Origin of the sequence: Rhodopseudomonas palustris (assembly GCF_003031265.1) — a bacterium.
GTDB classification, from domain to species: Bacteria; Pseudomonadota; Alphaproteobacteria; order Rhizobiales; family Xanthobacteraceae; genus Rhodopseudomonas; species Rhodopseudomonas palustris_H.
Map to the genome: position 1 here is coordinate 4,458,804 of NZ_CP019966.1, position 24,740 is coordinate 4,483,543.

Here is a 24,740-nt window from a genome sequence, read left to right on the forward strand (position 1 = left end):
GGAAGCGCCCCCTCGGATCGAGCGATTATAGCATGTTTTTTGCGGAACGAAGCCCGACTGCTGGCACACCGGTTGCGGCCAGTCCTGTCGTGAAAGCAGGGATTTCTCAACGCCGAAACTATCTTCTGCTCGCGACCATCCTTGCCGCGCCCTACTTCTACATTCGTCCCTATGGATTCGACTTTTCGCGCGGCACCAGCCTTAGCCTCGTGGATATCGGTCTGTTTGCCCTTCTGATCTCTGCGCTCACTGAGCAGCGCGCGAATCTCGTGCGGCAATTCGGCAATTGCGTCTATGCCAAGATCGGGGTCACTTTCGTCTTGGTAGCTATGATCGCCGCTGCGCTCGGCCGCTACCTGATCCAGTTTGAAACGCCACTGAAATGGTGGAACTTTCTCTCCGTACTCTCCCAATACGGATTTGTTCTGATCGCCCTGCCGTGGCTGGCGATGTATTACCTACCGTTGGACCTTCGGAAGAGCATTCGCTGGATCGCGCTCGCCTATCTGCCACCGATGCTGCTTGGGCTCATCCTCGTGAACCACTCCAGTCCGGACGACCTAAGAAGCCTCTTTTACTCAATCAACCGCGGCATCGGCACCTATGGGAATGCCAACTCCTTCGCAGTGGTAATCCTACTGGTCCTGCCTTACTACGTCTACCTGTCTCTCACAGAGAGGGGCGCCTGGCAGATCCTGGGCTATGCGGGATCCGCAGTATCAATTGTATCTCTCCTACTTACCGTCTCCTTCAGCTCGATCCTGACACTCTCGGTGATGATCGCCGTCGTGGCACTTTTCCTGATGTGGCGTTTTGGACTGAGGCTACGAGAGTGGCGCGACGTGATCAGGTTCGTATCTTTGACCGGCTCACTGACGTTGGCACTTGCTCTTGCCATCTGCCTCTATGAACCTCAGGTGCTCACCGATTTGTCTCCCCGATTCGCAACCGCGAAGGCAGGGCTAGCGGGCCAAGGCCTGGAAGCAATCGGCTCCGGCTCCCAGCGGATGGAGCTGATGGAAGCGGCTCTGCACATTATCGGCCAGCAGAAGGGCAATCTTCTGTGGGGCAACGGACTGGGGAACGCCCGTTTCTCGGAGCTGTTCACGTTCGGCGACGTATCGCTCGACGTTCATAACCTCTATCTACTGCTTTGGCTGGAGGCAGGCTTGGCCGGAATGTGCTTGTTCGCCAGCTTCCTTTTAGCAGCAATCATCTTCGCGCTTCGGCGCGCCACTTACTGGCGCGCTGAAGCGGTAACGATCGGCATGTCGGTATTCGCAATGGCGGTATCGGCCATGAGCTATCCACACCTCTATCTTCGCTATTTCTGGATCCCGTTGCTCCCCGCCTTCTTGCTGGCGCGCAAACCGAACACCGCTGATGCCGCCCATTCGTAGAGTTCTTGCACTTAGTCATTTCAACGTCGGCATCAACCGGGTCTTCGAAGACTACTGCAATGGCATCAGCGCGAATGCGAGCGAATACCACTTCATCGACTACGTCGATGCTTACCGCAAATTTGGGCACTGCGGCTTCGAAGACTACATAGAGCGTTTCGCTGCCAAACATGGCATCACTCACGTGGTTTTCGTCTGGTGGTCCTGCGATCTGACCTTCGATCCGACCTTCCTGGCCCGCCTCGCCAGCAAGGCGCGACTCGTAATGAACTTCTTCGATACGGAGTACTTCTTCGAGGGGGTCGACCGCTACCTCGCACAATCGGCAGATCTGGTGATGCTGCCCGATGAACTGTCGCGCCATCGCTACGAACACCTCGGTATCCCAGCGCACACCTCTTTCGCGCTGTTCGATCGACACGCCTACCGACGCGATCCCGAGATCCGCCCGGATATCGATGTTGCTTTCGTCGGCAACATCAAGCAGGCCGACCGAGCGGAATACATCCACTTTCTCAAATCGAATGGCATTCGCGTCGAAGCGTTCGGCCACGGGACCGACAACGGCTTCGTCGACTTCGATGACATGGTGCGGCTGTTCAATCGCGCTCGCATCAACCTAAACTTCACGGGCACATCCAATTTCGACAACTACGCGATCACACTCCCCCGCATCAACCAACGGATACGACAGTCGAAGGGACGACCGATCGAGATCGCGTTAAGCGGCGGCTTCATTCTGAGCCAGTACGCGGTCGGGATCGAAGCGATGTTCGAGCCCGGACGCGAGTTCGACGTATTCCGAACCAAAGAAGAGCTACTATCCAAGGTCAGGCACTATCTCGATCATGAAGATGAGCGCTCTGCCATGGCCTTAAGGGCCCACGAACGAGCCATCGCAAACTACGATACCGAGCGAGGATTCGCCAAGATCTTTGCAAAACTCGACAGTCTACCGCGGCAGACGCCCACTTCGCTGTATCTGGACAAGGAGTTTCGCCGCAATTACGTTGCATTCAGGTTCTTCTACCTTGCGCTCTTCCTGCTCGAAGGCAAATTTGCCCGCGCGGTCGAAGAACTCAGCGTTGGCGCACGGACCGGCCGCATCGCATGGTCCGCAGCCTATCATTTCTTCATCAGGGGCGTGCTGCATTTTCTGAGAGAACATCCTCGACTTGAAGCTATCGCCAAGGGCGCAAGAAGCCGGTTGCCGTGGATCAGAATAAAATACTGAGCCAAGTCGAATGATCAAAGTCGCACACATTATCACCGGCCTATCGGTCGGCGGCGCCGAAGGAATGCTGCTGGAGATCCTTCGCCGTATAGACCGCAGCACCTTCGATTGCCGAGTCTTATCGCTGACGGGCGAAGGGCCACTAGCAGAAGAATTCCGCAAGATCGGCATTATCACCGACACCGTGACGTTCGGCGCCAGCCCAGCTGCACTGATCGCAACCTTGGATTTGATTCGATGGTTGCGTGATTTTGGCCCAGATGTGGTCCAAACGTGGATGCCACATGCCAATCTCATCGGGGCGGGCGCGGCGCTTGCCATGGGCATTAAAGCAAGATGCTGGTCGCTGCATGCCGGAAACCTCGATCGCAAATACTATAGCAACTCAACCTATGCAATCATACGCTTGAGTGCCGCTCTTTCGAAATGGCTGCCAAATCGCATCATATCGTGTTCGAGACGCGGTTGGGAGGCTCATGAACGCATCGGATATGATCCCACCGGCGCGCTGATCATTCCGAACGGAGTGGATGTCGAGCGCATGTCGCCCCATCCAATCGCACGAGAATTAGTTCGTAGCGAGATTGGCATTGACCTGCATACACCTCTTGTAGGAATGATAGCCAGATTTGATCCGCAAAAGAATCACATGGGATTCCTGATAGCAGCGGGCCTAATCAACGAGATTGATCCAAGCGTGCACTTCGTCTTGGCTGGAGATCGAGCTGACGGCTCGAATAGCGTGCTGGTTGATACCATCCACCGCGGAGGCTTGACTGATCGCTTTCACCTTCTCGGCCGCAGGAACGACATCCCGAGCTTGCTAAGCGCTCTCGATGTTTTAGCTTCCCCTTCCCATGGAGAAGCTTTTCCGGTTGCTCTTATAGAGGCGATGGCCTGCGAGATACCCTGCGTCGTTACCAATGCTGGCGATTCGGCCGCGATCGTTGGCGAAACGGGACGTGTCGTAGAATGCGGAAATATGCGCGGACTTGCCCAAGGCATCCTCGAGCTTCTGCAACTTCCAAAAATGAAGAGGCGCGAGCTTGGACAGCTAGCACGCCTTCGAGTACTGCAGCATTTTGATATCAACCAAACCGTGCTGATGTACGAAGGCGTTTACCGCACTTTGATGAAGAATGCCTCTTTACTCCCGCCGGGATCAGAGAAACGTCAGAGTCGAGGCCTATCCGAATGAGTTTTTGCTGTGCAATCTAGAAACGGACGAACCGCTGCGGTCGGCTCGATGGCTTCACTTGACAGCGCACTATGCGGGAACGCGCACCATCCCGCGGCCGGAACCGATCCCATTGGTCGGAGAGCCCTATCGTGATTGAATCTTTTTATAGGGCTTCGTCGATCCGGAAGGCCCGAGGCGGAACCGTCGGCCAGCTGCTGCGGCTGTGGGGGCATCTGACGCCGCGCCGACGCTGGCAGTTCGGGCTGCTGCTCGTCTTTATGCTGGTCGGCGCGGTGATGGAGGTCATATCCCTCGGCGCGGTGCTGCCCTTCCTCGGCGCGCTCGCCGACCCGGATGGACCAACCACCCGCGCCGCGATGAGCCGATTGACTGCGTGGACGGGCGTGGATCCCGGCAATCCGATCCTGTTTCTCACAATCCTGTTCGCTGTGACCGCGCTTGTCGCTGGCGGCATGCGGCTCGTGCTGCTGCGAGCGTCGACCTGGCTGACGTTCAACGCCGGTGCCGATCTGAGCATGGAGATCTTCCGACGAACGCTGTACCAGCCCTACGCCGTCCACGTGGCGCGCAACAGCGCCGAGCTGATCAGCGGGATCACCGTCAAGACCAATTCGGTGATGTTCGACGTCCTGTTGCCGAGTCTGACGCTTCTAAACTCGTCGGTGGTGCTGATATTCATGGTCGCAGCACTGATCGCGATCGATCCGGTCATCGCGCTCGGTTCGGCCGTCGTTTTCGCAGGCTGCTATGTGCTGCTGGCGAGCCAGACGCATATCCGTCTTGCAGCCGACAGCCAAGTCATTTCCCGGGAGCAAGTTAACGCGCTCAAAGCCCTGCAGGAAGGCCTGGGCGGCATCCGCGACGTACTCGTCAACGGAACTCAGACCTTTTTTTGCCAGCAGTACAGGGGCGCTGACCTGGCGGTCCGTCAGGCGCAAGCGCGCAACCTGTTCACCTCCGGAAGCCCGCGCTACGTGATGGAGTCGCTCGGCATGGCAACGATCGCGTTGCTTGCCCTCTATCTTTACAGCCGAGGCGGCCTCACCGCGGCGCTTCCGACACTCGGCGCGCTCGCGCTAGGGGTCCAGCGCATGCTACCCGCGTTCCAGCAGGGCTACAATTCCTGGTCGCTGATCATGGGGCATCAGGCGACGCTCGAGGACGCGTTGGCGTTGCTCGACCAGCCCATGCCGCGAGGCGATTCGCTTAGAGAGCGGCTTCCATTCCACAAGGAGCTGAGACTCGATCACGTCAAGTTTCGTTATTCTTCGGTCCAGGACTGGGTTCTGGATATCGAGTCCCTGTCGATCCGTCGCGGTGCGCGCGTCGGCATCATCGGGACGACCGGCAGCGGCAAGAGCACGCTACTCGATCTCATCATGGGGTTGTTGCCTCCGAGCGAAGGTAAGATCTGGATCGATGAAACGGAGGTGACCGAGGACAACGTCGTCGCCTGGCGCCGGTCGGTTGCCCACGTCTCACAGTCGCTATATTTGGCGGACAGCACCATTGCCGAGAACATCGCGTTCGGAGTGCCGCGGCACGAAATCGACCGGGGCCGAGTTTCCCGAGCCGCGGAAATGGCGCAGATCGCTGGCTTCATCGATGGCCTGTCGGAGGGATTCGACACGATGGTCGGCGAGCAGGGTGTGCGGCTGTCCGGCGGACAGCGACAGCGCATCGGCATCGCCCGGGCACTCTACAAGGATGCCACGGTCCTAGCGCTCGACGAGGCGACCAGCGCGCTCGACAACGAGACCGAGGCCGCCGTGATGGAATCGATCGATGCCCTTGACCGAGACATGACGCTGCTGATCGTCGCGCACCGGATGAGCACGCTGCGCGGCTGCGACATCGTCTTGTCGCTGGAGAACGGCCGCGTGACGCGGGTCATCGCGGATCGGGCCAAGATTGCGGAATTCGGAACGCCCCCTATTGCTTTGGCAAAGTCATGACGGACGTCAGTATTCTACTACCTTCGATCCGACCAGCACTTGCGCGCCAACGGATTGATCAATTTGCAAAGACGGCTACTGCCGTCGATTATGAGATCGTTGTGGTGAGCCCGTTCGTGGTGTCCGGCCCGCGTGTCGTGCACGTCCAGGAGATCGAGCGGCGAGGCGTCATTCACGCGATGAACGAGGCCTACCGCCACGCGTCCGCTCCAATCGTCCTGCTTTGGTCCGACGATGCGCGCCCGCTTGAGGGCAGCTTGGCGCGAATGCTCGATTTCGTGCTGCAGCAGGCAGAACCGGCTCTCGCTGGATTTCGCAAGCGCGCTCCGGGCGGGCGCGAGTCGGAACAATGGAGCGTCTATGGCCACCTGTATGTCGGCTGGCTCTGTGCTTCAAAGGCCTCGATTGAAGCCGCTGGAGGGTTGTTCGATCCCGAATTCCGCAATTACTGGGCTGACCCGGATCTGTCTCTGCGCATTCACGAGATCGGCGGCCGCGTTGCGATCTGTCCCGATGCGTGGCTGGAAATCGACCAGGCCGCCGACGAGGTGAAGCAATCCAACCTGAGTGGGTCTTTCGAGAAGGACACCGAAACATTTTTCGGTAAATGGCAGAGCCGGATGGGGCGAACGCCACGTCACTGGTGGCAGGTGAACACGCCGGTGCCGTACGATCTGGACGGCTGGATTCGCCATTGGCTTCGCAAAGTCCCTGGCCTGAAGCAGGCCAATGATATAGTGCGTGCCGGCTTCGGCCGCGCCAGCAACTGAAGGCGCGCAATGAGCCGGCCCCGATGGGCTCAGGAAGCTCCCGTTGCGACCAGCCGCGCTTCGACCTGCTCGCACAGGTAATGATACAGGCAGATATGAACCTGCTGGATAATCGGCGTAGACCGCGAGGGCACGTCGATCAGGATGTCGGCTATAGCGGCGAGGCTCCCCCCCCCCTCGCCCGTCAGCGCGATCGTCGCCATACCGCACGATTTCGCCGCTTCGAAGGCCGTAACGACGTTTTTAGAGTTGCCCGAGGTCGAAATACCGATGACGACACCACCCGGCTTCGCATAGGCCTCGACCTGCCGCGCGAACACAGTCTCGAATGCGTAGTCGTTCGCCCAGGCGGTGAGCACTGCAGGATTCGACGACAGGCAGATGCAATTCAGGGCCCTGCGTTCCTTCAGGAACCGTCCGACCAGCTCGCCGGTGATGTGCATGGCATCCGACGCCGACCCGCCGTTACCACAGACCAACAGCGGATACCCTGCCGACAGCGCATCAACCAACACCTCGACCGCGCGATCGACCTGCGCACACCCTGCATAGGCGGCGCTCTCGCTCAGAATGCGTGCGGAAAGGTCAAGATACTCGGCGATCGACATGGCGGCCTCGTTGCGTGGTTTTGCTGGCCGTACACGCATGGGAAGCCCCGCGCAACCGCTTTGACGGGGCATCGGCGAAGGAAACAACGCCTCTCCCGACCCGCCCCTAACCGCACCATTGCCGTCTCAATTGGATCATGAGACGTATCCACTCGATCGGACAGGCTCGGCGAATCAAGGCTGCAGCCCATTCTGCAAGCGACGAAGAGGTCACCATGCAATCAACCGGACACTTCGATCTCCGCAACAAGCGCGTCTTCGTCGCCGGCCATCGCGGCATGGTCGGGAGCGCGATCGTTCGCCGGCTGAAGCAGGAATCCTGTGAGGTCCTGATCGTCGCGCGCGACGAGGTCGACCTGACGCGGCAGGCGGCCGTCGAAGCCTGGATGAGAGCCAATAGGCCCGATGCCGTGTTCTTCGCCGCCGGTCGCGTCGGCGGCATCCACGCCAACAACACCTATACGGCCGAATTCATCGCTCACAACCTACAAATGACGGTCAACGTCATCGAGACTGCCCACGCTACGGGCGTCACGAAACTGCTGTTTCCGGGGTCGGCCTGCATGTATCCTAAATTCGCGACGCAGCCCATGAAGGAAGAATTCGTCCTCACCGGCTCCCTCGAACCAACCAACGAGCCCTATGCCATCGCGAAGATCGCCGGCGCCAAGCTCTGCGAAGCGTTTCGTCGCCAATTCGGTGACGACTTCATTGCAATCACCCCGCCCAACCTCTACGGCCCCGGCGACAACTATAGTCCTGAAGACGGTCATGTCGTCGCGGCGCTGCTCCGTCGCTTCCATATCGCCAAGACCACGAATGCGCCGGTCGTAAGCGTGTGGGGCAGCGGCAAGCCGCGACGCGAGTTCCTCGCCGTCGACGATTTTGCCGACGCGTGCGTGTTCGCGATGAAGAATTGCTCCGGTCACGGCTTCCTGAATGTCGGTACAGGGAAGGATACCGCAATTGGCGACCTGGCCAGGCTGATCGCCGAAGTCGTCGGCTATGAAGGCAGGATCGAGTTCGACGCATCCCGCCCGGACGGCGCGCCACAGCGTCTGCTGGATGCCTCGAGGTTTGCGGCGCTCGGCTGGAAGGCGAAAACCAGCCTACGCGACGGACTGACCGCCACCTACGCCGACTTCCTGGCAGGAGGCGGACGTAACGCACCTCCGTCAAGCGAGCATTAGCCGAGTCTTTGGCGCATAGCGCCGGATCCAGACGAACTCCTCAGCAGTCGCTCGTAGATCCCGACGATCTCCCGACCGATGCGTGCCGAGGAGAATTCCTCGATCGCACGCCGCCGACTCTCCTCACCGTACCGCCGACGCAATTCTGGATCGTCGACGAGACGGACGATCGCGGCAGCCAAGGCATTCGCATCGCCAAATGGATAGAGTAGACCATTAGCTCCAGATCGGACCGCGGCGCGACAGCCTGGAACGTCGGAAGCAATCAGAGGCCTGCCGCACGCCGCGGCTTCGAGCAGACTTTTCGGCAATCCCTCGCGGCGCGAAGGAAGAACTGCTATGTGAGCCGCCCTCCAGACCTCGGCGATATTCTCAACGTGCCCAAGCCAAATCACCCCGGGCTCCTCGCCCCAGGACCTGACCTGCCCTTCAGGGATCGAACTGGGATTAAGCGGATCGGTCGTTCCTGCAAGAAGCAGTCGAGGCGCTTTACCTGCACGCCGCAAGATCCGATGAGCTTCGACAAGCGTGCGAACGCCCTTGTCTTCGAGCATCCGCCCGACATAAGCGATCGTCGGCTCGCCCAGAGGCTCGGACATAGGCAACAGGACATCGACATCCACGCCAGACCCAGCGACGAGATCTATATTGCGCTCGGGCACGCCGAGCAGTCTTAGAAAATCTACGTCGTCCTGATTCTGAACTACTGCACTCGTCAAAGGCCGAGCCAACAGTCGGGGTAGCAGCATGGCGATGACCTGGGGGACTATCCCGCGTGCCGACGTAAAGACGGTGCCAAGCCCAGTCACCGAATTGACTACACGCAGCTCAAGCCCTGTAGTGGCCAAGGTGGCAACGATCACCGCCTGAACGGCAAAGCTGTGCACGATGTCGGGCCGGATCTCCTTGTAGAGCCGTCGAACGGAGACGACCGTCCGAGCCAGATAGTCGGGCCGGCTACTGCCCCGCCTGAAGTCGATCGGATGGACGACGGCTCCCTCAGCTTCGATGGCTTGTCTGTGCCGATCCACGCGGGTAATGACATGAATTTCATAGCCCGCATCTCGAGCAGCGCGCAAAACTGGCAGCCGATAAGTGATAATCGACCAATCCTCGGTCGCAACAAAGACGATACGTGTCATATGTCTACACAACCGATTGGTTGGTTTCATTGTTAGATTCACGGCCTTGAGGTAGCAACGCTCGGGTGCTCCACGGAATTGGTCGGGCACGAGAAAGTCCAAGATAGGCCGTCGCCGCGCCATCGTCGGCCGGATGACATTCCAAGCGGCTCATCTCGACGGTGCCCTGGCCTGCGTCATGTCGGATCTGGCCATTTCTCTAAGCCCAGAAAGCGTGTCTATCGGCGGCTGCCAGCCAGCCGACAAAAGCCTTCCCGAGTCGATCACGAGGTTGCGCCCAATCCGATCCCACAGCGCGTCCCTGCCAATCGCGTGCAGCAGATTTTCGATCCAGGTCGCCGGGAAAGGGAAAAGCGCGGCCGGACGACCGCGGGCCGACCGTAGGATTGCGAAAATATCGGATAACCGAAGTGGATCACGGTCAGCAACGACATAGGTTTGGCCCGTCGTGGCCGGATGGCTCAGGCAGAACAGAATCGCGGCGACGAGGTTGTCCACACCAACGAGAGAGCGACGATTCTCAAGATTGGCGAATGGGAGCGGGAGTGGGAGAGACGCAATTTTCGCCAAGGCTGCCACGTTGCCTTTGGCACCAGGCCCATAAACTACCGCCGGGCGTAAGATCGTGAATGGGACGCCAGCCATACTGACGAGTCCCTCCGCAGCGAGCTTTGCCTTGCCATAGTAAGTCGTGGGCTGTGGCTCATCGTCCTCTGTCACGGTGAAATTGGCGGAAGGTCCCGTCTGAGCACCAATCGAGGATACAAACACCAAATGCGAGACTCCACATCGCCGGCAGGACTGCGCAAGTTCGCCGGTCGCTTCTGTAATAACCCTATCATACTCGGCCCTGGTGACGTCCGCGCGGTGGACCACGCCTGCCAAATGAACAACCAACTGAACATTCTCTAGAAAGGCATCCCAATGAATTGGCATCGAGAGGTTGGGTAGCTTGACGATATCGATGCCAGCCACATCGACCAATCCAGCCGGATTGCGACAGGCGGCGCGCACGTGATAACCACCTGCGACTAAGGTCGATACGAGCGCGCGACCGATGAAACCGGAAGCTCCTGTGACGAGTACGAGAGCCAACGTAGTTACCCCCTCCGGCCTCCAAAGCCTAATCAGCCTAGGGTCGATTCTGAGGCAAAGGCCGCCAGCTTCGACTCGGCACACAATTCAAAGCATGCCCTGATCGAGAATACAGGGAATGAGGCTGGCTATGTACGTAGCCGTTGAGATACTGGAATGCCAGCCTTCCTGCGACTTTTAACGGGATGGTGTCCCTTTTCGTGGTGTATGGCGACGGGTCACCGGGATGGCCGGTAGGGTCCGGGCCGGTCAGCTGGCGAATGCCGGGAGGCTGACGGCGGGATCATCGCCGATCGGAGCGACGGTTTCCAACGTAATGTAGCGGGCGCGCTGGACCGCCCATTCGTCGTTCTGTTAGAGCAGAATGGCGCCCCCCAGGCGGTCGATGGCGTCCTCGTCGGGGAAGATGCCGACGACCTCGGTGCGGCGCTTGATCTCGCCGTTGAGGCGCTCAATCGGATTGGTCAAGTGCAGTTTGGTGCGATGTGCGGCGGGAAGCTTATATAGGCCAGCACGTCGGTCTCGGCGTCGTCGAGGAATGCGGCGAGCTTGGGCAGCTTCGGCCGCAACTTATCTGCGACGAGCGCCATTGTGACCGGGCGGCCTCGGCGTTGTCCTGCGCGAAGGCGGTGGCGATGAAAGGCGGCGACGACGCGGCGTCCGCTCTTGCCGGCATGCGCCAGCACGTTGCGCATGAAGTGGAGGCGGCAGCGCTTCCAGGTGGCGTTGAAGATCTTGCTGACGGCGGCCTTGATGCCCTCGTGGGCGTCGGAGACCACCAGCTTGACGCCGCGCAGGGCGCGGCGAGCGAGCTCGCGCAGGAACGCGGTCCAGAACGTCTCGGCTTCGGACGGGCCGATATCGAGGCTGAGAATCTCGCGCCTTCCGTCGCTGTTGACGCCGACAGTGACAATCACCGCCACCGAGACGATGCGGCCGGGCCTGGCGCACTTTGACGTAGGTGGCGTCGATCCAGAGATACAGCCAATCGCCCTCGATCGGCCGGCCGAGGAACTCCTTGACCTTGTCGTCGATCTCCTCGCACAGCAGGGAGATCTGACTCTTGGAGATGCCGCTCATCCCCATCGCCTTGACCAGATCGTCAACCGAGCGGGTCGAGACGCCGTGCACATAGGCCTCCTGGATCCCCGCGGTCAGCGCCTCCTCGGCCATCCGGCGGGGCTCCAGGACGCCGGGGAAGTAGCTGCCCTTGCGCAGCTTCGGATCCGCAGTTGGACCGTGCCGGCCCGGTCTCCCAGTAGCGATCGCGATAGCCGTTGCGCTGCGCAGCCGCTCCGGCGTCCTCTCGCGGTAGCCGGCCCCGTCAGGCCGCCGACCTCCATCTCCATCAGCCGCTCGGCGTCGAAGCCGATTATCTCGCGCAGCAAATCGGCATCGGGGGTCTTCTCCACAAGGGCGCGCAGGCCATGTTCCCGACGCCGCAGCCGCTTCTGACGGCCAACACCTACGCCTATGAATCCGAGCCGATGGTGAAGCCCACCGGCTTCCGCGAATACGATGCGCGCTGGCTGTTCGGCCAGGAGATCAACCTGATGGGGGTGCAGGCGCTCGGCATGGGCCTCGGCACGCTGATCGCCGAGCTCGGCCGGCCGCAAGAGATCGTCACCGGGCATGACTTCCGTGGCTATTCGGCCTCGATCAAATACGCGCTGATCGCCGGCCTGATGGCGTCCGGCTGCAAGGTGCACGACATCGGCCTGGCCGTGACGCCGATGGCGTATTTCGCGCAGTTCGAGCTCGACGTGCCGTGCGTTGCGATGGTCACCGCTTCGCACAACGACAATGGCTGGACCGGCGTCAAGATGGGCGCCAACCGGCCGCTGACCTTCGGCCCCGACGAGATGAATCGGCTGAAGGAGATCGTGCTCGGCGCAGCGTTCAAGCAGGGCGCCGGCTCGTATGTGTTTCATCCGAACTTCCCGGCCCGCTACATCGGCGATCTCACCAAGCATGCCAAGCTGAAGCGCAAGCTCAAGGTGGTGGTCGCCTGCGGCAACGGCACCGCCGGCGCGTTCGCCCCGCAGGTGATGGAAGCGATCGGCTGCGAGGTGATCCCACTCGACACCGAGCTCGATCACACCTTCCCGAAGTACAATCCCAATCCCGAAGACATGGAGATGCTGCACGCGATCCGCGACGCGGTGCTGCAGCACAAGGCCGATCTCGGGCTCGGCTTCGACGGTGACGGTGACCGCTGCGGCGTGGTCGACGACACCGGCGAGGAGATCTTCGCCGACAAAGTCGGCGTGATGCTGGCGCGCGACATGTCGGCGATCCATCCGAACGCGCGCTTCGTCGTCGATGTCAAATCCACCGGCCTGTTCGCCACCGATCCGGTGTTGCAACAGCAGGGCGCCCAGACCGAGTATTGGAAGACCGGCCACTCTTACATGAAGCGCCGCACCAATGAGAGCAAGGCGCTGGCGGGCTTCGAGAAGTCTGGCCACTTTTTCTTCAACGCGCCGCTCGGCCGCGGCTATGACGACGGCCTGGTGTCGGCGATCGCGATTTGCGAGATGCTCGACCGCGCGCCCGGCAAGTCGATGTCGCAGCTGAAAGACGCACTGCCGAAGACCTGGTCGTCGCCGACGATGTCGCCGCATTGCGCCGACGAGGTGAAGTATCGCGTGATCGACGAGGTCGTGAAGCACTTCGAAAAAGCGCAGAACAACGGCGACAAGGTCGCCGGCCAGCCGATCCGCGATCTCGTCACCGTGAACGGCGTCCGCGTGACTTGCGAAGACGGCAGCTGGGGCCTGGTCCGCGCCTCGTCCAACAAGCCCGAGCTGGTGGTGGTGGTCGAGAGCCCGGTGTCGGAGCAGCGGATGCACGACATGTTCGAGGCCATGAATGTTGTGCTGCGCCAGCATCCCGAAGTGGGTGCGTATAACCAGACGATCTGAAACTGCGACGCTCTATCTCTGGTCGCGGGCACCCGTTTTGATTTGTCGCCCAAGATCGACTAGATGGGTGCGATCATTGCAGCCCGCGCCGCTTGGAAGTGACCCGGGACCCAGCGGACGGAGACCAGCCTATTCGACGTTTCGGCGACATTGCGTGGATGGCAGTCGGGCTGACGGCGTGCTTCGCCCTCGTCGGCTGCTCCTCGATTCTCGAGGCGCTGCCGGATGGCGGCGACAAGGCGCCGAAGGCGGCGGTGATGGCGGTTGATCTAAAGAAGGTCGGCGATGAAGCCAAGCTGCCGCAGCCTTGGGAGATCGCCGGTCCGATCGAGGCCGATCCGGTCACCGTCACGCCGTGGATCGTGTGCCTGCGCAGCAAGGCACCGGATCAGGCGCGGCAGACCTACGCGCTGTTTTACAAGAGCGGCAAGCTCGAGACCTATCGGTTTGCCGCGATCGTCGATCGCTGCGACATCCAGAGCTTCAGGGCGTTTTAAAGAGATCGCGTGCTGGCGCAGACGGGTTTCGATCACGACGCCCGGCGCTGCAGCGGGTATTCGTCGCTCTCGTAAAGCGTGCGGATTCCCTTGTGGTCGAAGCGGGCTTCGTCGACCTGCAGATAGGCGCCGTTCAGGCAATCCGCCGGCAACTCCTCAATCGCGTAGCGCACCGCTTCGGCCGCCCTGCTGAAGCGGCGATAGGCGACCCCGGTCCGGCGTTTCTTACGGATCGCTGCGGGAAACAGTTCGGCGGCGGTATCGTAGCTGAACGCCATGGCGGAAGTGGCCTCCTGACTGGGGTGATGGGCCACACGGAAACGCGATCTTGATCGGCACCGGCGGCTTCAATTCCGACCCACTTCATATAGGCACGATGCGCGGATTTGCGAATCAAGGTCGCCACGATTGCGCTATCTGAATGAATTCGTTTCGCTTTTGTGAACTGCACAAACAAGAAGCGGGCGCCAAGGACGCCCGCTTCGCTGATGATCGTGCCCAATTGCGACCCGCTATTTCGGCTGGAGCTTCAGCGCCGCCGAATTGATGCAGTAGCGCAGCCCGGTCGGCCCGGGGCCGTCGGGAAACACGTGGCCGAGATGGCCGCTGCAGCGTGAGCACAGCACCTCCGTGCGGATCATCCCGTGGCTGACGTCGCGCTCCTCGTCGATCGCGCCCGTCGCCGCCGGCGCAGTGAAGCTCGGCCAGCCGCAGCCGGAATCAAACTTGGTATCGGACTCGAACAGCGTCTGACCGCAGCCGGCGCACACATAGGTGCCGGGCCGCGTCTCGTATTCGTATTCGCCGGTGTACGGCCGCTCGGTCGCCTTCTCGCGCAGCACGGCGTACTGCATCGGCGTCAGCTCCTTGCGCCACTCGGCTTCGCTTTTGTGAACCTTGCCGGGCGTGGTGGTTTTGGTGTCGGACATCGCTCCTCCTGAACCGTCGAGCCCCGCCGTCAGTTGGTGGCCTTGACGCTGCTCACCAGCGTCGGCTTGTCGAGATACTCCGTCGGAAACAGCTTCTTCAGGGCTTCGATCTTCGGCAGGTCGTTGTACGCAATATAGGGCTGGCTGGGATGCAGCGTCAGGTAGTCCTGGTGGTAGGCTTCCGCGGCATAAAAGCCCTTCAGCGGTCCGATCTTGGTGACGATCGGCGCGCCGTACACCTTGGCAGCGTCGAGCTGCGCGATATAGGCGTCGGCGACCCGCTTCTGCTCGTCGCTGGTGGTGAAGATCGCCGAGCGATACTGTGGCCCGCTGTCCGGCCCCTGGCGATCGAGCTGCGTCGGATCATGCGCGACCGAGAAGTAGATCTGCAGAAGTTTGCCGTAGGAGATCCGCTTCGGATCGTATTTGACCTCGACCGCCTCCGCGTGACCCGTCGTGCCGGTCGACACCAGCGGATAGCTCGCGCTCGCCTTGCTACCGCCGGCATAGCCCGACAGCGCATTGACCACACCGGCCGTATGCTGGAACACGCCCTGCACGCCCCAGAAGCAGCCGCCGGCGAATACGGCCGTCTGAATCCCGCCGCCCTCTTTGGCATCGAGCTGCGGCGGCGGAATCACCACTGGCTCCTCGGCCGCCCGAGACGGTCCGAGAGCGGACCACGCGAGCGCCCCCACAACGGCGGCGCAGAGAGCAAGACGACCAAATGGAGCGCGCATGAGCTGTCCTCACGAGGTTAAGGCCGAGGCCATCAGCCTGGCTGTTGCGCTCAAGATACGGGGCTCGCGCCGGGCTGTTACGCGGGCGCAGACACGAGTTCGTGACCGCCAGCTCGACCAGAAGGGAAGGGCCGCAAAGCCGCGAGCCCCAGACAGTTCGGTACTTTTGCACCGCGCCGCCGCCCGCAACCTGCGGACGCCGCTATGCCCGGCCCCAATTCCTAAATGACCAAAGCCCAAAGGCCGCATTGCATTAAGGATAGCCGCGCTCCGGGCTGGATCACCCCTTCGTGAAGTGCCAAGATGCGCTCGGCCCGGTGGCGGAAGATTAACGCGGGGGCGGTGCAACGCCCTTTTTCCTGGTTCAAGTCCAGGCTGGGCCTCCAGATCTTGCTGTAATTGCCGGTTGACGGGCGACTCGAAGGCCTTTCGCCGCCCGGGAAACTGGTCTAAGAACCTCCCGCGCGCCTGGGACGGCCCGGCGCTTGAAGACCTGAGGGACGCGCGACTGCGCGCCCTTTTTTTGTGCCCGCGATTTCCGCCCGCGTCAGCGAGATTTGATGCCCAAACGAACCGACATCTCCACCATCCTCATCATCGGGGCCGGTCCCATCGTGATCGGCCAGGCCTGCGAATTCGACTATTCCGGCACGCAGGCGGTCAAGGCGCTGAAGCAGGAGGGCTATCGGGTCGTCCTGGTCAACTCCAATCCGGCGACGATCATGACCGATCCGGAGCTGGCGGACGCGACCTATATCGAGCCGATCACCCCTGAGATCGTCGCCAAGATCATCGAGAAGGAGCGCTACGTCATCCCCGGCCGCTTCGCGCTGCTGCCGACGATGGGCGGCCAGACCGCGCTGAACTGCGCGCTTTCTCTGCGCAAGCTCGGGACGCTGGAAAAGTTCGACGTCGAGATGATCGGCGCCACCGCCGACGCCATCGACAAGGCCGAGGACCGCGAGCGGTTCCGCGAGGCGATGACCAAGATCGGGCTCGAAACCCCGAACTCGCGCCAGGTGAAGAGCCTGCCCGATGCGCTGCGCGCGCTCGACGAGATCGGCTTCCCGGCGCTGATCCGGCCGTCGTTCACGATGGGCGGCACCGGCGGCGGTATCGCCTACACCAAGGCCGAGTTCATCGAGATCGTCGAACGCGGCATCGACGCCTCCCCGACCAACGAGGTGCTGATCGAAGAATCGATCCTCGGCTGGAAGGAATACGAGATGGAGGTCGTGCGCGATAAGCACGACAACTGCATCATCGTCTGCTCGATCGAGAATCTCGATCCGATGGGCGTGCACACCGGCGATTCGATCACCGTCGCGCCGGCGCTGACGCTCACCGACAAAGAATACCAGATCATGCGCGACGCCTCGCTGGCGGTGCTGCGCGAGATCGGCGTCGAAACCGGCGGCTCCAACGTGCAGTTCGCGGTCAACCCGGATGACGGCCGGCTGGTCGTGATCGAAATGAACCCGCGCGTGTCGCGTTCGTCGGCGCTGGCGTCGAAAGCCACCGGCTTCCCGATCGCCAAGGTCGCCGCCAAGCTGGCGGTCGGCTATTCGCTCGACGAAATCGCCAACGACATCACCGGCGGTGCAACGCCGGCCTCGTTCGAGCCGACGATCGACTATGTCGTCACCAAGATTCCGCGGTTCGCCTTCGAGAAATTCCCCGGCGCCTCCGCCAACCTGACCACCGCGATGAAGTCGGTCGGCGAGGTGATGGCAATCGGCCGCACCTTCCAGGAGAGCCTGCAGAAGGCACTCCGCGGCCTTGAGAGCGGCCTCACCGGTCTCGACGAGATCGAGATCGAAGGGCTCGGCCGCGGCGACGACAAGAACGCGATTCGCGCGGCGCTCGGCACTCCGACGCCGAGCCGGCTGCTGCAGGTCGCGCAGGCGATGCGCCTCGGCTGGTCGGACGAAGAGATCTTCAACTCCTGCAAGATCGATCCCTGGTTCCTGGCGCAGCTCCGCGGCATCGTCGACATGGAAGCCCGGGTCCGCGACTCAGGTCTGCCGGATCATGCGTTCGGCATGCGAACCCTGAAAGCAATGGGCTTCTCCGATGCCCGCCTCGCCGTGCTCGCCAACACCACCGAGGCCGAGGTCAAGGCCAAGCGCCGTGCGCTCGGCGTCCGCCCGGTGTTCAAGCGCATCGACACCTGCGCGGCGGAGTTCGCCTCGCCGACCGCCTACATGTACTCGACCTACGAGGCGCCGTTCGCCGGCCCAGCGTCGGACGAAAGCCGGCCGTCGGACAAGCAGAAGGTGATCATCCTCGGCGGCGGTCCGAACCGGATCGGCCAGGGCATCGAGTTCGACTACTGCTGCTGCCATGCTTGCTTCGCGCTGCATGACGCCGGCTACGAATCGATCATGGTCAACTGCAACCCTGAAACGGTGTCGACCGACTATGACACCGCGGACCGGCTGTATTTCGAGCCGCTGACGGCCGAAGACGTGCTGGAGATCATCGACACCGAGCGCTCCAACGGCACGCTGCGCGGCGTGATCGTGCAGTTCGGCGGCCAGACGCCGCTGAAGCTGGCGCGCGCCCTTGAAGCCGCCGACGTGCCGATCCTGGGCACCTCCCCGGACGCGATCGACCTCGCCGAAGACCGCGATCGCTTCAAGCGCATCCTCGACAAGCTGCGGCTAAAGCAGCCGAAGAACGGCATCGCCTACTCGGTCGAGCAGGCCCGCCTGGTCGCGGCCGAACTCGGCCTGCCGCTGGTGGTGCGTCCGTCTTACGTACTCGGCGGCCGCGCCATGCAGATTATCCGCGAGGACAATCAGCTCAGCGATTACCTGCTCGGCACCCTGCCCGAGCTGGTGCCGGGCGACGTCAAGGCACGTTATCCGAACGACAAGACCGGGCAGATCAACACCGTGCTCGGTACCAACCCGCTGCTGTTCGACCGCTATCTGTCGGACGCGACGGAAGTCGACGTGGACTGCCTGTCGGACGGCAAGGACACCTTCATCGTCGGCATCATGGAGCACATCGAAGAGGCCGGCATTCACTCCGGCGACTCCGCCTGCTCGCTGCCGCCGCACTCGCTCAGCGCCGAAACCATCGCCGAGCTGGAACGCCAGACCCGTGAGCTGGCGCTCGGCCTCGACGTCGTCGGCCTGATGAACGTGCAGTACGCCATCAAGGACGGCGAGATCTACGTGCTGGAGGTCAATCCGCGCGCGTCCCGTACCGTGCCGTTCGTCGCCAAGGTGATCGGCATGCCGGTCGCCAAGCTCGCGGCGCGAATCATGGCCGGCGAGAAGATCGCCGACCTCGGCCTGAAGAAGCGCACGCTTGACCACGTCGGCGTCAAGGAATCGGTGTTCCCGTTCGCGCGCTTCCCGGGTGTCGACACCGTGCTCGGCCCGGAGATGCGCTCGACCGGCGAAGTGATGGGCCTCGACCGCTCGTTCGAGGTCGCCTTCGCCAAGAGCCAGCTCGGCGGGGGCACCCGCGTGCCGCGCAAGGGCACGGTGTTCGTGTCGGTCCGCGAAAGCGACAAGGCGCGGATCCTCGACGCCGTGAAGCTGCTGCACTCGGTTGGCTTCAGGGTGATCGCCACCTCCGGGACCCAGCGCTATCTGGCGGACCACGGTGTGCCGGCGGAGAAGATCAACAAGGTGTTGGAAGGCCGTCCGCACATCGTCGACGCCATCATGAACGGCGAAGTGCAACTGGTGTTCAACACCACCGAGGGGCCGCAGGCGCTGGCCGACAGCCGGTCACTGCGGCGCGCTGCCCTCTTGCATAAAGTTCCCTATTACACCACTCTTTCGGGCGCGGTGGCCGCCGCAAAGGGCATCCGGGCCTATTTGGATGGGGACCTTGAGGTCCGGACCCTGCAGAGCTACTTTTCCGAAAGCTGATCGTCGCCCGGCCCGAGCGGCCGGCTATCGACTGACAGGCCGTCAGGCCGGGGAACCCGCCCGCATTGGAATTGTTCTCTCCGGCGTTTGCCGGACAGCTCTGGTGCCGTTTTGAACCGACTTCGGACGCCGCACAGGCGCGGCGCCGCCGTAAACACCCGACGACGTTGCGGGCGAGCAGGGTTCGGCGATCCGCAACGTATTCTTGAAGGATGAAGAGACGATGGTCGAAAAGATACCGATGACTGCGAGCGGGTACGCCGCACTTTCGGACGAGTTGAAGCATCGCCAGTCGGTGGACCGTCCGCGCATCATCGAACATATCGCCGAAGCGCGCTCCCATGGCGACCTCTCGGAAAACGCCGAATACCACGCGGCCAAGGAAGAGCAGTCCCACAACGAGGGCCGGATCAACGAGCTTGAGGACAAGCTGGCGCGCGCGGACATCATCGACGTCAGCAAGCTGTCGGGCGACACCGTCAAGTTCGGCGCCACCGTCACCTTGATCGACGAGGACACCGAGAAGAAGGCGGTGTGGCAGATCGTCGGTGAGGCCGAAGCCGACGCCAAGAAGGGCAAGATCTCGATCACCTCGCCGCTGGCACGGGCGCTGATCGGCAAGAAAGCGGGCTCCTCGGTCGAGGTCGTGGCCCCGGGTGGCGCCAAGGCTTACGAGATCGCCAAGGTCGAGTGGCGCTGACCAGCGCACACCGCCAACGAAACGAAAAAGCCGCGCTTCGCCGCGGCTTTTTTGTTGCCCGAACTCCAGCGGCTCACGGTGAATTCAGTCGCTGGTGCCATGGTGTTGCGGCAAGGTTCCGTACGGTCGGCGGCATTCTTGCTCGGCCGCGACTGCCCCACCTCGAGAATCAGGATCGTCCATGAATCAGTCGTTCGCGCGTTGGCAGCCGTTTGCCCTGAGCCTGCTCCGCTTCATCACCGGTTTGCTGCTGTTTCAATACGGCGTGGCCAAGCTGTTCAAATTTCCCGCTGTGCCGATGTTCGCCAAGGTCGAGCTGTTCTCGCTGTATGGCGCGGCGGGCAGCCTGGAGCTGATCCTCGGCGCGCTGCTAATGCTCGGCCTGTTCACCCGCCCGGTCGCCTTCATCCTGTCGGGCGAGATGGCGTTCGCGTATTTCCTCGGCCACGTCTTCAAGGGCGCAACGCCGGTCTGGCTGCCGCTCCTGAACGGCGGCAGCTTGGCGATCGCGATGTGCTTCACGTGCTTGTACTTGGTGACGACGGGCGGCGGACCGATCAGCCTCGACCGCATCCTGCGGCGCGATCGCTGACTCTGCAGCAGCGCTGAAACGATCGCGGCGGCGGCTTCAGGTCGTCGCCGCCTTTAACTCCAGCGGCACCGCGGCGGCGTATTTCGAATTGCGCAGCACGAGCGAGGTGCGGACGTTGCGGACGTGCGGGGCGGCGGTGAGATGGGCGACAAAATTCTGGAACGTCGCCATGTCGGGCGCGACGCATTTCAGGATGAAGTCGACTTCGCCCGACAGCATCCAGCACTCGCGTACCAGCGGCTCGTTGCGGACGAATTCCTCAAACCCGCGCAGGTCGGCCTCGGCCTGGCTCGACAAATGCACCGAGGCGAACACCGTGACGTCGAAACCGAGATGCGCCGGATCGAGGAGCCCGCGATAGCCGAGGATGTAGCCCTCTTCCTCCAGCGTCCGCACCCGCCGCAGACACGGCGGCGGCGAAATCCCGACCCGTTTGGCCAGTTCGACATTGGTGATTCGGCCGTCGTCCTGAATTTCCTGCAGGATCTTGAGGTCGATCTGGTCGAGGCTCTTGGTCACGCTGGTGCTATTCCCGCAAGGCGGATTCGGCTTAGAAACAGCCTCTCTTAGCGCACCCCGCGAAATTTGGGTAATTTTATTTCGCGATGCTCACAGCTCGTTTTCTATTCTTGGTGGGAAATCCTGCACGGAGGTATTGCAAATCTTGCATAGCTCGCCAAATAACATAGACTTCTGTCTGATCTTCCGCCCATTGGCGATGCCCCAGCCAGGCCTTTCCCTGCGTCGCGCCGCCCTCAGTTTCGGGGACTGATTCATGCCGAGTCCGGTTCAAGCCAAGGTCGTGATCATCGGATCCGGGCCCGCCGGTTATACCGCCGCGATTTACGCCTCTCGCGCGATGCTGGAGCCGATCCTGATCCAGGGCATGCAGCCCGGCGGTCAGCTCACCATCACCACCGACGTGGAGAACTACCCCGGCTTCGCCGATGTGATCCAAGGCCCGTGGCTGATGGAGCAGATGGAGAAGCAGGCGCTGCATGTCGGCACCCGGATCAAGACCGACCTGGTGGTCGATCTCGACCTCGGCCAGCGGCCGTTCCGGCTGACCTGCGACAGCGGCGACGTCTATCTCGCCGACACGCTGATCCTCGCCACCGGCGCTCAGGCGCGCTGGCTCGGTATTCCGTCCGAACAGACCTACAAGGGCTTCGGCGTCTCGGCCTGCGCGACCTGCGACGGCTTCTTCTATCGCGGCAAGGATGTCGTGGTGATCGGCGGCGGCAACACCGCGGTCGAGGAAGCGCTGTTCCTGACCAACTTCGCCGCCAGCGTCACCATCGTCCACCGGCGCGATCACTTCCGGGCCGAACGCATCCTGCAGGACCGGCTGTTCAAACATCCGAAGATCAAGGTGATCTGGGACGTCGCGGTGGATGAGATCTGCGGCGCCGAGAACCCGACCAAGGTCACCCACGTGCGCCTGAAGAACGTCAAGAGCGGCACGACCAGCGAGGTCAAGGCCGACGGCGTGTTCATCGCGATCGGTCATGCGCCGGCGACGGAGCTGTTCAAAGACCAGATCAAGCTCAAACCGTCCGGTTATGTCGAGGTCGCGGCGAATTCGACCGCAACCTCGGTACCTGGCGTGTTCGCCGCCGGCGACGTCGCCGACGAGACCTACCGCCAAGCCGTCACCGCAGCCGGAATGGGCTGCATGGCGGCTCTCGAAGCCGAACGCTTCCTGGCGCTGCGCGCCGGCGACCGCCAAGCGGCCGAATAACTCTCTGGATGGCGCGACACCGCGACGGGTTCACCGATATGGACTGGGATAAGCTGAAGGTCTTTCACGCCGCTGCCGAAGCGGGGAGTTTCACCCATGCCGGCGAGCAGCTCGGGCTGTCGCAGTCGGCGGTGTCGCGGCAGGTCAGCGCATTGGAGCAAGAGCTCTCGGTGTCGCTGTTTCACCGCCACGCCCGCGGCCTGATCCTCACCGAACAGGGCGATCTGCTGTTCCGCACCGCGCATGACGTGTTCATGCAGTTGCAGGCCGCACGCGCCAAGCTCACCGACAGCCGCGAGCGGCCGAGCGGCGACCTCAAGGTCACCACGACGCCGGGGCTTGGCATTCACTGGCTGGTGCCGCGGCTCGGTGAATTCACCGCGCTGTATCCCGAGATCCGGATCTCGCTGATCGTCACCGACGAAGAGCTCGACCTGTCGATGCGCGAGGCCGACGTCGCGATCCGCACCCGCAAGCCGACCCAACCCGATCTGATCCAGCGCAAGCTGTTCTCGATCGGCTTCCACGCCTATTGCTCGCCGGAGTACATCAAGAACTTCGGCACGCCGCGGACGCTGGAGGATCTCGACAATCACCGGCTGATCATGCTGAGCGACAGCCAGGTGCCGCCGCATCTGCAGAACCGGAGTTGGCTGATCGAAGCCGGGCGCAACGGCATGGGTCCGCGCGAGCCCTACTTCAAGGTCAACAACATCCTCGGCCTGGTGCGCGCCTGCCAGCAGGGCCTCGGCATCGCGGCGCTGCCGGATTACCTGATCGAGGACACCAACCGGCTCGTGCAGTTGTTCGGCGAGGAAGATTCAATCCAGCTCGACACGTACTTCGTCTATCCGGAAGAATTGAAGACCGTGGCGCGGGTGCAGGTGTTCCGCGACTTCGTGGTCAACAAGGCGCAACGCTGGCCGGGCTGATTTGTCGCTCCCGGGGCTCCGCATGTCTGACATGCGGGGGGCCCGCTTGCCGGGCCGCCGGATCGCGGATCAAATCGTTCTCACGTTGAGGGGTCGCGCTGCATCAAGTCCCCCTCCTCCAGTGGCGCGGCGGCTCAGCTATCCCTCTTGGAAGGTGATTGTGTCGGCCTATCAGGCCAAAGACCTTAGACCGGGCTCTTCGTGGGCCCGGTTTTTTTCTGCGCAATCATCTGGCCGCGCGCACGCGGCGATCGGTCGCAACAACTCATGAAAAAACGCGCGGGTGGCCGCGCGCTGCAGTCGTGTTGGTTTGCGATCAGGCCGCTTGCTTGTGCATGCCGGAATTTCCGGCCCCGCGGATCGCCTTCACCGAGCGTTCGATCGCCGCCCATAGCCGGCTGATCTCGTAAGCCGCGCGGCCTTCGGCGGCGTATTCGCGGGCGCCCTGGCCTTCACCGAGCGCCATCAGAAGATCGGCACGATTGGTGATCTGCCCACCCCAGACCGGAGCCTTGAACTTGGCCAGCGCATCGCGCGCGATGGTGACGATCCGGCTTTCGACCTCGTCACGCAGCGCCGGGGCGCCGTTGAGCACCACCGCGTAGGGCTTGCGGTGCGAGCGGCAGGTCTGGATCGTATCCTGCACCGCGTTGACGTCGAACACGCCGGGCCGCGCCGGAATGATCACCATCGTGGCGTTGCGGATCGCATCGTCGACCACCGCAGACAGGTTCGGCGGCGTATCAACGAAGATCCATTCGATGCCATCGCGCTTAGCGGCGGCCACGATGTCGGTGATCGACCGCGTTGCGGTCCGCAGCGGCGGCTCGTTGGTACCGCGAAGTTTGTGCCACAGCGTCAGCGAGCCCTGCGGATCGGCATCGATCAGCAGACACGGACGCGAGGCTTTGTGAACCTGTGCAGCCAAGTGAGCAGCCAGGGTACTTTTTCCCGAGCCGCCTTTACGCGAAGCAAAAACGATGACGTTCATACCTTGGCCTCCCGATTGACCTTGGCGGCAAAGTGAATCAGCTCGTTGATTCGTGAAAGATAAAATTGCAGGCAGTGATCATCGCCTCGCCAGATTGTAGCGACCGGCTGGTTTTTGAGTCACACCAGTTCCGGGATTGACGCCGCGCACAGGCCCTCATTGAGTCCCGAAGACGGTTTTTGAATAGCGGCTTGATGACAGCGCTGCTG

General features: G+C 62.1%; 21 protein-coding genes, 1 tRNA gene and 1 pseudogene. 14 read left to right on the forward strand and 9 right to left on the reverse strand.

Annotated features, from left to right (window positions below; translation table 11 throughout):
- Positions 1–32: 32 nt before the first annotated feature.
- The 5 genes from RPPS3_RS20650 (at position 33) to RPPS3_RS20670 (ending at position 6,560) form a co-directional block, all read left to right on the forward strand.
- Positions 33–1,400 carry an O-antigen ligase family protein gene (locus RPPS3_RS20650; RefSeq protein WP_107345734.1) on the forward strand — a complete coding sequence of 456 codons (1,368 nt, stop codon included), beginning with the start codon at positions 33–35 and terminating at the stop codon, positions 1,398–1,400.
- Positions 1,384–2,634, forward strand: a complete 1,251-nt coding sequence (locus RPPS3_RS20655) for a glycosyltransferase (RefSeq protein ID WP_107345735.1) — start codon at positions 1,384–1,386, stop codon at positions 2,632–2,634. Before RPPS3_RS20650 ends, RPPS3_RS20655 begins: the two co-directional genes overlap by 17 nt.
- 10 nt (positions 2,635–2,644) lie before the next feature.
- Positions 2,645–3,832, forward strand: coding sequence for a glycosyltransferase (locus RPPS3_RS20660; RefSeq protein WP_107345736.1), 1,188 nt, complete (start codon positions 2,645–2,647; stop codon positions 3,830–3,832).
- A 131-nt stretch (positions 3,833–3,963) separates the two neighbouring features.
- Positions 3,964–5,790, forward strand: coding sequence for an ABC transporter ATP-binding protein (locus RPPS3_RS20665; protein ID WP_199852161.1), 1,827 nt, complete (start codon positions 3,964–3,966; stop codon positions 5,788–5,790).
- On the forward strand, positions 5,787–6,560 hold the full coding sequence (locus tag RPPS3_RS20670; RefSeq protein WP_159060698.1) for a glycosyltransferase family 2 protein: 774 nt from the start codon (positions 5,787–5,789) through the stop codon (positions 6,558–6,560). The genes RPPS3_RS20665 and RPPS3_RS20670 overlap by 4 nt, the downstream gene beginning before the upstream one ends.
- A 29-nt stretch (positions 6,561–6,589) precedes the next feature.
- On the opposite strand, the gene RPPS3_RS20675 is transcribed toward RPPS3_RS20670, so the two are convergent.
- Positions 6,590–7,168, reverse strand: a complete 579-nt coding sequence (locus RPPS3_RS20675) for a D-sedoheptulose-7-phosphate isomerase (protein WP_107345739.1) — start codon at positions 7,166–7,168, stop codon at positions 6,590–6,592.
- A 215-nt stretch (positions 7,169–7,383) separates the two neighbouring features.
- Here RPPS3_RS20675 and RPPS3_RS20680 point away from each other — a divergent pair, with 215 nt between their 5' ends.
- Complete coding sequence (locus tag RPPS3_RS20680; protein ID WP_107345740.1) at positions 7,384–8,358, forward strand: GDP-L-fucose synthase family protein; 975 nt, start codon at positions 7,384–7,386, stop codon at positions 8,356–8,358.
- Here the strand turns inward: RPPS3_RS20680 and RPPS3_RS20685 are convergent.
- The 3 genes and pseudogenes from RPPS3_RS20685 to RPPS3_RS20695 form a co-directional block, all read right to left on the reverse strand.
- Positions 8,355–9,500, reverse strand: coding sequence for a glycosyltransferase family 4 protein (locus RPPS3_RS20685; protein ID WP_159060699.1), 1,146 nt, complete (start codon positions 9,498–9,500; stop codon positions 8,355–8,357). The genes RPPS3_RS20680 and RPPS3_RS20685 overlap by 4 nt on opposite strands.
- 150 nt (positions 9,501–9,650) lie before the next feature.
- A complete protein-coding gene (locus RPPS3_RS20690; protein ID WP_159060700.1) occupies positions 9,651–10,595 on the reverse strand; it encodes an NAD-dependent epimerase/dehydratase family protein in 945 nt (314 codons plus the stop codon).
- Positions 10,596–10,844: 249 nt separating this feature from the next.
- Positions 10,845–12,040, reverse strand: a pseudogene (locus tag RPPS3_RS20695) (IS256 family transposase).
- Here RPPS3_RS20695 and RPPS3_RS20700 point away from each other — a divergent pair.
- The gene (locus RPPS3_RS20700) at positions 12,023–13,519 is read left to right on the forward strand and encodes a phosphomannomutase/phosphoglucomutase (protein WP_107346710.1); all 1,497 of its coding nucleotides are present in this window, start codon (positions 12,023–12,025) and stop codon (positions 13,517–13,519) included. The pseudogene RPPS3_RS20695 and the gene RPPS3_RS20700 overlap by 18 nt on opposite strands.
- Before the next feature lie 158 nt (positions 13,520–13,677).
- Positions 13,678–14,016 (forward strand): hypothetical protein, encoded by a 339-nt coding sequence (locus RPPS3_RS20705; RefSeq protein ID WP_107345743.1) that lies wholly within the window; start codon positions 13,678–13,680, stop codon positions 14,014–14,016.
- Between the two features lie 32 nt (positions 14,017–14,048).
- Here RPPS3_RS20705 and RPPS3_RS20710 read toward each other — a convergent pair whose 3' ends face one another.
- The 3 genes from RPPS3_RS20710 to msrA all read right to left on the reverse strand — a co-directional run bounded on the left by RPPS3_RS20710 (position 14,049) and on the right by msrA (position 15,685).
- Complete coding sequence (locus RPPS3_RS20710; protein ID WP_107345744.1) at positions 14,049–14,294, reverse strand: hypothetical protein; 246 nt, start codon at positions 14,292–14,294, stop codon at positions 14,049–14,051.
- 234 nt (positions 14,295–14,528) lie between these two features.
- Complete coding sequence (gene msrB, locus RPPS3_RS20715; protein ID WP_107345745.1) at positions 14,529–14,945, reverse strand: peptide-methionine (R)-S-oxide reductase MsrB; 417 nt, start codon at positions 14,943–14,945, stop codon at positions 14,529–14,531.
- Positions 14,946–14,974: 29 nt separating this feature from the next.
- The gene (msrA, locus tag RPPS3_RS20720) at positions 14,975–15,685 is read right to left on the reverse strand and encodes a peptide-methionine (S)-S-oxide reductase MsrA (RefSeq protein ID WP_107345746.1); all 711 of its coding nucleotides are present in this window, start codon (positions 15,683–15,685) and stop codon (positions 14,975–14,977) included.
- Between the two features lie 311 nt (positions 15,686–15,996).
- Here msrA and RPPS3_RS20725 point away from each other — a divergent pair.
- The 4 genes from RPPS3_RS20725 (at position 15,997) to RPPS3_RS20740 (ending at position 20,867) form a co-directional block, all read left to right on the forward strand.
- Positions 15,997–16,071: transfer RNA gene (locus RPPS3_RS20725), tRNA-OTHER, on the forward strand.
- Positions 16,072–16,245: 174 nt separating this feature from the next.
- Positions 16,246–19,575: a carbamoyl-phosphate synthase large subunit gene (gene carB, locus RPPS3_RS20730; protein ID WP_107345747.1), complete on the forward strand. Its 3,330-nt coding sequence runs from the start codon at positions 16,246–16,248 to the stop codon at positions 19,573–19,575.
- A gap of 223 nt (positions 19,576–19,798) precedes the next feature.
- Complete coding sequence (gene greA / locus RPPS3_RS20735; protein ID WP_011159607.1) at positions 19,799–20,275, forward strand: transcription elongation factor GreA; 477 nt, start codon at positions 19,799–19,801, stop codon at positions 20,273–20,275.
- Positions 20,276–20,456: 181 nt separating this feature from the next.
- Complete coding sequence (locus tag RPPS3_RS20740; RefSeq protein ID WP_107345748.1) at positions 20,457–20,867, forward strand: DoxX family protein; 411 nt, start codon at positions 20,457–20,459, stop codon at positions 20,865–20,867.
- A 36-nt stretch (positions 20,868–20,903) separates the two neighbouring features.
- On the opposite strand, the gene RPPS3_RS20745 is transcribed toward RPPS3_RS20740, so the two are convergent.
- On the reverse strand, positions 20,904–21,386 hold the full coding sequence (locus tag RPPS3_RS20745; RefSeq protein WP_011159609.1) for an Lrp/AsnC family transcriptional regulator: 483 nt from the start codon (positions 21,384–21,386) through the stop codon (positions 20,904–20,906).
- Between the two features lie 256 nt (positions 21,387–21,642).
- Between RPPS3_RS20745 and trxB the strand changes: the two genes are divergently transcribed.
- Positions 21,643–22,608 (forward strand): thioredoxin-disulfide reductase, encoded by a 966-nt coding sequence (trxB, locus tag RPPS3_RS20750; protein ID WP_107345749.1) that lies wholly within the window; start codon positions 21,643–21,645, stop codon positions 22,606–22,608.
- A gap of 8 nt (positions 22,609–22,616) precedes the next feature.
- Positions 22,617–23,540 (forward strand): LysR family transcriptional regulator, encoded by a 924-nt coding sequence (locus RPPS3_RS20755; protein WP_012497402.1) that lies wholly within the window; start codon positions 22,617–22,619, stop codon positions 23,538–23,540.
- A gap of 316 nt (positions 23,541–23,856) precedes the next feature.
- Here the strand turns inward: RPPS3_RS20755 and RPPS3_RS20760 are convergent, their stop codons facing one another.
- Positions 23,857–24,531: a ParA family protein gene (locus RPPS3_RS20760; protein ID WP_107345750.1), complete on the reverse strand. Its 675-nt coding sequence runs from the start codon at positions 24,529–24,531 to the stop codon at positions 23,857–23,859.
- Positions 24,532–24,740 lie beyond the last annotated feature (209 nt).

What these genes read in the sequence shown, in the direction of transcription:
- RPPS3_RS20650 (WP_107345734.1), top strand. Translation starts at nt 33, where the DNA reads ATGTTTTTTGCGGAACGAAGCCCGACTGCTGGCACACCGGTTGCGGCC.
- RPPS3_RS20655 (WP_107345735.1), top strand. Translation starts at nt 1,384, where the DNA reads ATGCCGCCCATTCGTAGAGTTCTTGCACTTAGTCATTTCAACGTCGGC.
- RPPS3_RS20660 (WP_107345736.1), top strand. Translation starts at nt 2,645, where the DNA reads ATGATCAAAGTCGCACACATTATCACCGGCCTATCGGTCGGCGGCGCC.
- RPPS3_RS20670 (WP_159060698.1), top strand. Translation starts at nt 5,787, where the DNA reads ATGACGGACGTCAGTATTCTACTACCTTCGATCCGACCAGCACTTGCG.
- RPPS3_RS20675 (WP_107345739.1), bottom strand. Translation starts at nt 7,168, where the DNA reads ATGTCGATCGCCGAGTATCTTGACCTTTCCGCACGCATTCTGAGCGAG.
- RPPS3_RS20680 (WP_107345740.1), top strand. Translation starts at nt 7,384, where the DNA reads ATGCAATCAACCGGACACTTCGATCTCCGCAACAAGCGCGTCTTCGTC.
- RPPS3_RS20685 (WP_159060699.1), bottom strand. Translation starts at nt 9,500, where the DNA reads ATGACACGTATCGTCTTTGTTGCGACCGAGGATTGGTCGATTATCACT.
- RPPS3_RS20700 (WP_107346710.1), top strand. Translation starts at nt 12,023, where the DNA reads ATGTTCCCGACGCCGCAGCCGCTTCTGACGGCCAACACCTACGCCTAT.
- RPPS3_RS20705 (WP_107345743.1), top strand. Translation starts at nt 13,678, where the DNA reads ATGGCAGTCGGGCTGACGGCGTGCTTCGCCCTCGTCGGCTGCTCCTCG.
- RPPS3_RS20710 (WP_107345744.1), bottom strand. Translation starts at nt 14,294, where the DNA reads ATGGCGTTCAGCTACGATACCGCCGCCGAACTGTTTCCCGCAGCGATC.
- msrB (WP_107345745.1), bottom strand. Translation starts at nt 14,945, where the DNA reads ATGTCCGACACCAAAACCACCACGCCCGGCAAGGTTCACAAAAGCGAA.
- msrA (WP_107345746.1), bottom strand. Translation starts at nt 15,685, where the DNA reads ATGCGCGCTCCATTTGGTCGTCTTGCTCTCTGCGCCGCCGTTGTGGGG.
- carB (WP_107345747.1), top strand. Translation starts at nt 16,246, where the DNA reads ATGCCCAAACGAACCGACATCTCCACCATCCTCATCATCGGGGCCGGT.
- greA (WP_011159607.1), top strand. Translation starts at nt 19,799, where the DNA reads ATGGTCGAAAAGATACCGATGACTGCGAGCGGGTACGCCGCACTTTCG.
- RPPS3_RS20740 (WP_107345748.1), top strand. Translation starts at nt 20,457, where the DNA reads ATGAATCAGTCGTTCGCGCGTTGGCAGCCGTTTGCCCTGAGCCTGCTC.
- trxB (WP_107345749.1), top strand. Translation starts at nt 21,643, where the DNA reads ATGCCGAGTCCGGTTCAAGCCAAGGTCGTGATCATCGGATCCGGGCCC.
- RPPS3_RS20755 (WP_012497402.1), top strand. Translation starts at nt 22,617, where the DNA reads ATGGCGCGACACCGCGACGGGTTCACCGATATGGACTGGGATAAGCTG.
- RPPS3_RS20760 (WP_107345750.1), bottom strand. Translation starts at nt 24,531, where the DNA reads ATGAACGTCATCGTTTTTGCTTCGCGTAAAGGCGGCTCGGGAAAAAGT.